The organism is Methylocystis sp., from assembly GCF_021731785.1.
GTDB lineage: Bacteria > Pseudomonadota > Alphaproteobacteria > Rhizobiales > Beijerinckiaceae > Methylocystis.
Genome location: NZ_JAKFWS010000196.1, coordinates 1 through 5,992, shown reverse-complemented (window position 1 = coordinate 5,992; position 5,992 = coordinate 1). Strand labels below are relative to the sequence as shown.

The following is a 5,992-nucleotide window of genomic DNA, read 5'->3' as shown; positions in this document are numbered from 1 at the left end:
ATGCCGGTGACCAAGACTGCAGGCGACAACGTCATTGGCGGCACGCTCAATCAGACTGGCGGCTTTGTGATGCGCGCCGAGAAGGTTGGCCACGACACCGTGCTCTCAAGGATTGTCGAGATGGTCGCTTCCGCGCAACGAAGCCGCGCGCCAATACAACGCCTCGCCGATCAAGTGGCGGGATGGTTCGTGCCCGTCGTCATTCTCGTCGCCGTTCTAGCATTTCTTGCCTGGGCGATGTGGGGACCGGAACCACGTATGACTTTTGGGCTAGTTGCAGCCGTTTCCGTCCTCATCATCGCCTGCCCCTGCGCGCTCGGTCTTGCGACGCCGATGTCGATCATGGTCGGCGTGGGACGCGGCGCGCAGTCGGGCGTGCTGATAAAAAGCGCCGAGGCGCTGGAGCGCTTGGAAAAAATAGACACGCTGGTGGTGGACAAGACCGGGACGCTCACCGAAGGCAAGCCGCGCGTCACGGCCATCCGCGTCGTTGCGGGCATTGCAGAGAACGATCTATTGGCGACGGCGGCGAGTCTTGAACGCGGCAGCGAGCATCCGCTGGCGTTGGCGATCGTTCAGGCCGCAGCCGAGCGCGGGCTCGCGCTCAAGGGCGCGACGGATTTCGATTCCCCCGTGGGCAAGGGCGTCATCGGCCGGGTCGAAGGCAAAGCGGTCGCGATCGGCAATCGTCGATATCTCGTGGAGCTCGGCGTCGATGCGACGCCGCTCGATAGCGACGCTGAACGCCTGCGGGAAGACGGCGCGACAGCGATCTTCGTGGCGATCAACGGAATGATTGCTGGCGTCATTGCCATTGCGGATCCGATTAAACCGACGACGGAAGGCGCGCTGCAATCGCTGCGCGAAGATGGCGTCGCTGTCGTGATGCTCACCGGCGACAACTGGACAACGGCGCGCGCGGTCGCCAAGCGCTTGGGGATCGGCGAGATCGAAGCTGAGATCCTGCCCGAGGATAAGAGCAAAGTCGTGACCCGCTTGCGCGAGGCGGGTCGAATCGTCGCCATGGCGGGAGACGGCGTGAATGACGCCCCCGCCTTGGCCGCGGCCGATGTCGGCATCGCCATGGGTGCCGGCGCCGATGTCGCGATCGAGAGCGCGGGAGTGACTTTGTTGAAGGGCGATCTCCGGGGCATTATGCGTGGCAGACGCCTCTCCAAGATGACGATGCGCAACATCCGCGAGAATCTATTCTTTGCGTTCATTTATAATGTCGCGGGCGTGCCCATTGCGGCCGGCGCGCTCTATCCGACCTTCGGGCTACTCTTATCGCCGACGATCGCCGCCGCGGCGATGGCGCTGTCATCAGTCAGCGTCGTCATCAATTCTCTGCGACTGAGGCAAGCGGAGATCCAACCAAAGGCCAAAATTGAGATGCCGCCATATTCGACCTAAGCAGAAGGCTATGGGTTGTCCGGCGCAATGAGCCTGGCCTTGCCGACTTCCGGCGCGTAGCCGAAGGTCTGCAAATGGCGGATACTGTTGAAAAACTCGATTGTTGCCGGGCGCCACGGGTCGTGATTCACTTTTCCTGCTAATTTGCAGGAGAAGCGGCGATGATGGGAGCTCAGACAGCAGCCGCTCGGTTTTTTTATGATTTCTGCCTCGACGATCATGTGCCGAAGGACCATCAATTGCGCGGGATCGATCGGCATCTCGATCTCGAAGGCGTTCGCGCCGCGTTAAAGCCCTTCTACAGCAGCACTGGCCGCCCTTCAGTCGATCCGGAGCTGATGATCCGCATGCTTCTTGTCGGCTATTGCCTGGGCATTCGGTAGGAACGCCGCCTGTGCGAGGAAGTGCATCTCAATCTCGCCTATCGCTGGTTCTGCCGCCTCGGCCTGGACGGCAAAGTCCCAGACCATTCGACGTTTTCCAAGAACCGGCATGGCCGCTTTCGCGAGAGCGACATCTTGCGCCAGCTCTTTGAATCCATCGTCGAGCGTTGCATGGCGGAAGGGCTTGTCAGCGCTAACGGCTTCGCCGTCGATGCAAGTCTGATCGCTGCCGACGCCAACAAGCAGCGCTCAGTTCCGAGCAGCGACTGGGACCCCGGCGAAATCAAAGATGACGCGTGCCGCGCGGCGCGCGAATATCTTGCAACGCTCGATGACGCCGCGTTCGGCGCGGCTTCGCCCGTGACGCCGAAGTTCATCGCGCGGTCGGATCCCGCGGCGCAATGGACCGGCGCGCATAAAGGCCACGCGTTCTTCGCCTACGCGACCAATTATTTGATCGATACGGATCACGGCGTGATCGTCGATGTCGAAGCAACGCGCGCCGTCCGACAGGCCGAGGTCGGCGCTTCAAGAACGATGGTAGAGCGCACCGAAGAGCGCTTCGGCCTGAAGCCGGGTTATCTTGTCGCCGACACCGCATATGGCTCGGCGGATAATCTCGCCTGGCTCGTCAAGCAGAAGCGGATCACGCCGTACATTCCCGTTTTCGATAAGTCGACGCGAACCGACGGCACGTTCTCGCGTTCAGACTTCACGTTCGATCCCGAGGCCGACTGCTATATCTGCCCGGCTGAAAAAAAGCTGGTTCAGTTCCGGCGCGCCTACGCCACGCCGCGCACCGGCGTCGGGGCTGACGGCACGCGTCGTTACCGTGCGAGCAAGAAGGATTGTGACGTTTGCGAACTCAAAGCGAGATGTTGCCCGAACGCTGTGGCGCGGAAGATTCCACGCGATCTGGAGGAAGATTCCCGCGATGTCGCTCGGGCGCTTGCTGGAACGCCCGAATTTGAAACGGCCTGTCAGCGACGCAAAAAGGTGGAGATGCTGTTCGCCCATCTCAAACGCATATTGCGACTCGGGCGCTTGCGGCTACGGGGTCCATGTGGCGCAAAGGACGAGTTCCTGCTCGCCGCGACCGCGCAAAACTTGCGACGTCTCGCGCGGTTGAGACCCCCAGAGTTCGAAATGGCGGCATAAGCCGCACACTATGGCGGCGTTGCCGCCACCACGCCGAAGAACGCGCAGTCCAATGCCTGAAAAACACCTCCACGGAGGCCGACGGCCCTATCTCCCAGACTTTTTCAACGAAATCGGCGCATTACCGACACATCTACATCGTCTCGACCAGCGCCGCGTGGATCGCTCTTCGTCTTTTGGCGGCATATCCGGCTTGGCGCGTCGCCTGCGGCTTTTGGTTTTCTAGGCCCTCCAATGGGGAAGCCGTATCAAAAGACGAAAGCCGCTCGACCTTCGCCGTTTGTCTTTTGCTCATGGTGAGTAAAAGTATAGCGGTCAAGCTCAATCTTATTGAGACGCAGAAGCTCAGGTCAGTGAGTGCGTGCTTGAAGACATTTTTGTGATCAGTTCGTCGAACTTCTTAGTGTGCGCCAAATTAATGTGTGCCAAAATTTCATCGTGCAACTGCTTTAATAGCTTTGCGGAGTCGAATAGGTCTGCTTCTTTCGAGGCTGTTAATTTTTTGATTTCTTCCGACATAGCAAGCCTCCAATGTTGGGGCGCTGGAATCAGGCAAGCAGCCACATGGGGACCAATAAAATACAGATCAAATGGCAAATTAATGGCATTCTTTTTCACGGAGTCTCGCCATGCTCTCCAATAAAGCAGCGCGCGTCTTGGTCGCCATTATGCTACTAGGCATAACGCTGGCGCTAACCGTTGGCTCATGGCAACTGCTGATGCATCTAGAGCAACTCCACTAGTGCCACACCAGCGCGGGGGCATGTGCGACGGACTCCCTCGCCGATCACATGCGCCCACCGGGCGGATGAGCACAGCCAAACCTCGACTGTCTTTCGAACAGAGGCCAGCGCCGGGGCATGGGCGACTTGCTCACGAATCCACGGCGGGGGAATTTTGGTGCAACGCCAAGCTGCTTTACGTTCTCAAAACTTTGCGGCGTTAAGAAAAGGAGCGCCTGACGTTGCAGGATCATGCGACGCTCAATTTCTTAAGAAAATGCTACCGCCGGTACAGCCCCCGATCAGTTCCCAGAGCCTGCATCCCATCGAATGACGCGTCCACGGGGCGTTAGTATTGCAGGCGGCTTTTGACCCTGAGGAGCCATTCACAAAGCCCGGTTCATGGCCCGGGCGCGATGTAAAAATTCTCGCTCAAGACGCTCCTTTTAAGATCTCGTCGGCGGTCTTCCTCTGCTCCTTGCTCAGGGTCGCATAGAGCGGCTGTAGCGCCGCGTCCAGCACGCGCAAGGCCTCTAGCTCTTCGCTCAAGTGATCTTCCTTGATCTTGATTGACTCCGGTAAGCTGGCGGACATCATCGAGCGATTCTGCTCCTGCGCCATTCTGCAGCTCCGATACTGCTTTTCCTTATTCGCCCGGAAGACATTGGCGAAGACGTTCCACTGAGGCTCCTGCGCGGCTGTAATCCTGAGCTCCGTCTTTATGTAGGCGAGTTGACCTTCGACGCGCTCATAGGCGCGGCACATCATGGCCTGCCCCGCCGTCGCCGCGCCCCCTTGCCTGATCGCGCCGGGATCCTGCGCGCCGGCGGGGCTCAAAACGCTCAGTAGCGCCGCTGACGCGATTGCGAGTGTGCTTGATCTCATGATGCTTCCTCTTATGGGTCGGGCGTTACGCCCGCCGCCATTCCTGACCGCAACGATCTTTTGGCTGCTCACCAGAGTGGCACGCCGTAGGAGACGGCCGTCACAGGCGCATAGTCATAGGCCACGGACTCATAGCCATAGCCATAGACCGGGCCGACGCCGTAAACGTAAGGCGGCGGCGCATAGGCGAGCGGAACGTCAGAGCCATAGAGCGGATAAGGCACGCCGTAAAAGGGGCTTCCATAGAGCGGGTAGGAGAAGGCGCTCGTCAGCCCTAGGCCAAGCACAAGCCCGGCCAGGCCCAATCCCCAATCGTAACCGCCCCAGCCGCAGCAACCATAGCCGTCCCAGCCGTAGCCGCCCCACCCGTAGAGCGGATATGCGGCCCAGTAAAAGGGCGAGGCATAGTAGGGATACGCGAAGGCCACGGGCGAATATGGGGAATAGGCGCTCGCCAACCCGAGCCCGAGCCCGGCCACGCCCAGCCCCCAACCGTAACCCGGCCAACCATAGCCGCCCCAGCCATAGCCGGGCCAGCCATAGCCGCCCCAAGCGTATCCGGGCCAACCGTAACCTCCCCAGCCTCCGCCGTAACCTCCCCAGCCGGCGCTTCGTGCGAAAGCGCCGCCCGCCACAGCGCCCAAGCCGGGAATTCCACCAAAGCCGCGCGGGCTCGCAAAACCGCGCCCGCCGCCCAAACTAGGGATTCCACCAAAGCCGCGTTGGCCGCCAAAGCCGCGCCCGCCGCCAAAGCCAGGGATTCCGCCAAAGCCATGGCCCCCGCCGAAACCACGTCCGCCACCGAAGCCGGGCAATCCCCCAAAGCCGCCGCCAAACCCATGTCCGCCGCCGCCAAAGCCGCCATGCCCGCCGCCGCCAAAGCCGCCATGGCCGCCGCCGAAAGCGGGTACCAAAGCCCCATCCAACGCTAGCGAAAGCGCGACAAGTGCGACTACGAATAGCTTGAACGGCTAGAGCATGCGCCATCATTCCCGCTTGCCAGCGGTCCTGAATTGAATCTGGGCGAGACGTCGCGGCGGCCCGCCGCAGGGCGTCCCAGCCAGAGTTCTGTTTGTGTGAGGAATGAGCCTTTTCGTTGGCGTCATTCGCACAGAATATTTCTCGTCTTCATCTCGAAGCTGCTGATCGTGCGGCTACTGCGAAACCTCACCGGAAGTGTCGGCTCGGAAAAAGCTGGCAGATTTTGACGGACATCGTTTCGGCGTCCCGAGAAGGTCAGCAAATGGCGCATCGTTCCCATAAGCAGTCGGGTCACGCAAAGACCGGTTTGCCTCCCGATTCCGGACCTATGTTTTGAGGTCCGATGCGCGGGAACTTTCATGGCAGAAGATTCCAGAACGAACTTTTCTTGCCGTGCTTGCCGCGCATCCGCGCCACAAAAGCTTCGTGCGTTTCATGCTGTCCGAAATC

The 5,992-nt window shown here is 60.3% G+C and carries 6 protein-coding genes and 1 pseudogene; 2 read left to right on the top strand and 5 right to left on the bottom strand.

Annotation, left to right across the window (positions count from 1 at the left end; genetic code table 11):
* Positions 1-1,413 (top strand): copper-translocating P-type ATPase (locus QZ964_RS21415; protein ID WP_292534411.1); only part of this gene is annotated, 1,413 nt, incomplete at its 5' end.
* Positions 1,414-1,421: 8 nt separating this feature from the next.
* Here the strand turns inward: QZ964_RS21415 and QZ964_RS21410 are convergent.
* A complete protein-coding gene (locus QZ964_RS21410) occupies positions 1,422-1,673 on the bottom strand; it encodes a hypothetical protein (protein WP_195838315.1) in 252 nt (83 codons plus the stop codon).
* On the opposite strand from QZ964_RS21410, the pseudogene QZ964_RS21405 reads away from it, so the two are divergent.
* Positions 1,575-2,954: pseudogene (locus tag QZ964_RS21405) on the top strand (IS1182 family transposase). The gene QZ964_RS21410 and the pseudogene QZ964_RS21405 overlap by 99 nt on opposite strands.
* Positions 2,955-3,299: 345 nt before the next feature.
* Here the strand turns inward: QZ964_RS21405 and QZ964_RS21400 are convergent.
* The 4 genes from QZ964_RS21400 to QZ964_RS21685 form a co-directional block, all read right to left on the bottom strand.
* A complete protein-coding gene (locus QZ964_RS21400; protein WP_154454068.1) occupies positions 3,300-3,572 on the bottom strand; it encodes a hypothetical protein in 273 nt (90 codons plus the stop codon).
* Between the two features lie 536 nt (positions 3,573-4,108).
* The gene (locus tag QZ964_RS21395; protein ID WP_154454069.1) at positions 4,109-4,561 is read right to left on the bottom strand and encodes a Spy/CpxP family protein refolding chaperone; all 453 of its coding nucleotides are present in this window, start codon (positions 4,559-4,561) and stop codon (positions 4,109-4,111) included.
* A gap of 68 nt (positions 4,562-4,629) precedes the next feature.
* Positions 4,630-5,475 carry a hypothetical protein gene (locus QZ964_RS21690; RefSeq protein WP_196391675.1) on the bottom strand — a complete coding sequence of 282 codons (846 nt, stop codon included), beginning with the start codon at positions 5,473-5,475 and terminating at the stop codon, positions 4,630-4,632.
* 424 nt (positions 5,476-5,899) lie between these two features.
* On the bottom strand, positions 5,900-5,992 hold a 93-nt coding region (locus QZ964_RS21685), incomplete at its 5' end, for a DUF6880 family protein (protein WP_367119309.1).